The organism is Streptomyces sp. XM83C (assembly GCF_023072675.1).
Classification (GTDB): Bacteria; Actinomycetota; Actinomycetes; order Streptomycetales; family Streptomycetaceae; genus Streptomyces; species Streptomyces thermocoprophilus.
Map to the genome: position 1 here is coordinate 1 of NZ_JALLGL010000503.1, position 2,399 is coordinate 2,399.

The window sequence follows — 2,399 nt, forward strand, 5'->3', positions numbered from 1 at the left end:
CCGGGCCCCGCCGCCGCTACGGGCCGCCTATCGAGCGCCTATCCGCCCTTGCGCGGCCTACGGATTCGGGGCCGCGACGGCCGCGCACCACCGCGACCACCGGCCACGACATGCCGCCGCCCGACCCGCCGCCGTGACCGAAACCCGCGGGGTACGGGCGGGAGCGGCGTCCGGGCCCGTGCTGACGGTGGCGCCCATGCCGAGGCGCCGCTTGCAGCGGCCCTCCAAGCTGTAGCGGTCGAAGCAGGCGCCGTCCGGCGCGGGCCGGACCAGAGCCGTGGCCATCGTGCCGTGAGTCCCGCCGTCCCGGGCCGTGGCCGCGAAGTTCCGCCTGCCGCCCTGCCCGGACGCCGCTCCCGCCCGTACCCCGCGGGTTTCGGTCACGGCGGCGGGTCGGGCGGCGGCATGTCGTGGCCGGTGGTCGCGGTGGTGCGCGGCAGGCTCCGCGGCCGTCGCGGCCCCGAATCCGTAGGCCGCGCAAGGGCGGATAGGCGCTCGATAGGCGGCCCGTAGCGGCGGCGGGTCCCGGCGATAGGGGGACGCGGGAGATTGGTTCTCGCCAGATACACGGCCCGGAAGCGGCCACGGACATGGTGAGGACTGAAGATGCTGATGGAAACACGATCCCAGCCGGCAGCGAGGGAGGTGACGTCCCCGGATGCCGCTGTGCTCAGCTCGGTCGTGAAGCGCTTCACCAACGCCAAGGGCGAGGAGTTCACGGCCGTCGACGGGCTCGATCTGCGGATCCGGCGCGGCGAGGTCGTGGCGTTTCTCGGGCCGAACGGGGCCGGCAAGACGACGACCATCGACATGCTGCTGGGGCTGACGCGTCCCGACTCCGGCCATGTGGAGCTGTTCGGCCGGGCGCCGCAGGCCGCGGTGCGGGCCGGGCAGGTGGCCGCGGTGCTCCAGTCGGGCGGGCTGCTGCCCGACCTGACCGTCGAGGCGACCGTGCGGATGCTGGGGTCGCTGCACCCCGGCGCCGATGTCGAGCAGGTCATGGCGCGGGCCGGCATCACCGCGCTGCGGCACCGGCGTGTCAACGAGTGCTCCGGCGGTGAGCAGCAGCGGCTGCGGTTCGCCGTGGCGCTGCTGTCGAACCCGGAGTTCCTGGTGCTGGACGAGCCGACGGCCGGTATGGACGTCGCCGCCCGGCGCGAGTTCTGGGCGACCGTGCGGGAGGACACGCGGCGCGGCATGACCGTCATGTTCGCCACGCACTACATGGAGGAGGCGGACCAGTTCGCCGACCGTGTGGTGATGGTGGACCGTGGCCGGGTCGTCGCCGACGGCTCCGCCTCGTCGCTGCGCGCCGCCATCAGCGGCCGTACCGTCTCCGCGCTGATCAGCCCGGGCGACGCCCAGGAGGTGGCCGCGTCCCCGCTGGTCCGCTCCTGCACGGTCCGCGGTGACCGGCACTACTTCGACGCCACCGACTCCGACGCCCTGCTGCGGCTGCTGGTGACCCGTACCTCGGCCACCGAGATCGAGGTCGCCCCGCGCAGCCTGGAGGAGGCCTTCATGGTCCTCACCCACCAGGGCCGTAGCACCGCCCAGGAGGGCACGCGATGACCACCGCGACCGCCGCGCCCGCCCCGCGCACCTCGGCCTTCAGCGGCGTCAACCCGACCTTCGTCCGCTACGAGCTGCGCCGCCGCTTCAACCGCCAGACGACCGTCTTCACCCTGCTCCTCCCGGCGGTCCTCTACCTCGCCCTGTTCCGTACCGCGCCGGCCCACGGGTCCGTGCCGCACGGCAACTTCGCCGCCTGGATGATGATCGGTATCGCCGTGTACGGCGCCGCGATGGCGGCGACCAGCTCGGCCGCGACCATCTCGGTGGAGAAGTCCGTCGGCTGGATGCGCACCATCGCGCTGACGCCGCTGGCCCCGCCCGGATATCTGCTCGTGAAGGTGTTGTCCTCGGTCGTCATGGCGGCCGTGCCGGTCGCCATCGTCGGCGGCCTGGGCGCCGTCACCGGGGCCGAGGCCGACGCCAAGGTGTGGGTGACGTCCCTGCTGGTGGCCTGGCTGGGGGCAGGTGTGTTCGCCGCGCTCGGCATCGCGCTGGGCCTCGCCCTGAAGCCCGACGTCGTGATGCACATGCCCGGTCTGACGATGACCGCGCTCGCCTTCATCGGCAATCTCTTCATCCCGCTCAGCGGCACCATGCTGGAGATCTCCCGGTACACGCCGATGTACGGCGTCTCCACGCTCGCCCGCTACTGGCTCACCGACGGTTACACCTTCAGCGGCGAGCACTGCGGCCTCGCGGGCGCCGTGTTCAACATCGTCGCCTGGTTCGCCGGCTTCTCCTTCATGGCGATCCGCCGGTTCGCGAAGAGCACCGGCCGGCAGTAGCGGCCCGGCGGACGGGCTCCCCACGCCCGTCCGCGGCCC

Annotated in this window: 2 protein-coding genes; both read left to right on the forward strand. The window is 73.1% G+C overall.

What is annotated here, in order from left to right; all coding sequences use genetic code 11:
* Positions 1 to 612: 612 nt before the first annotated feature.
* Positions 613 to 1,572 (forward strand): ABC transporter ATP-binding protein, encoded by a 960-nt coding sequence (locus MTQ10_RS29770; protein ID WP_374117724.1) that lies wholly within the window; start codon positions 613 to 615, stop codon positions 1,570 to 1,572.
* A complete protein-coding gene (locus MTQ10_RS29775) occupies positions 1,569 to 2,360 on the forward strand; it encodes an ABC transporter permease (protein ID WP_247473585.1) in 792 nt (263 codons plus the stop codon). Before MTQ10_RS29770 ends, MTQ10_RS29775 begins: the two co-directional genes overlap by 4 nt.
* Positions 2,361 to 2,399: the final 39 nt, after the last annotated feature.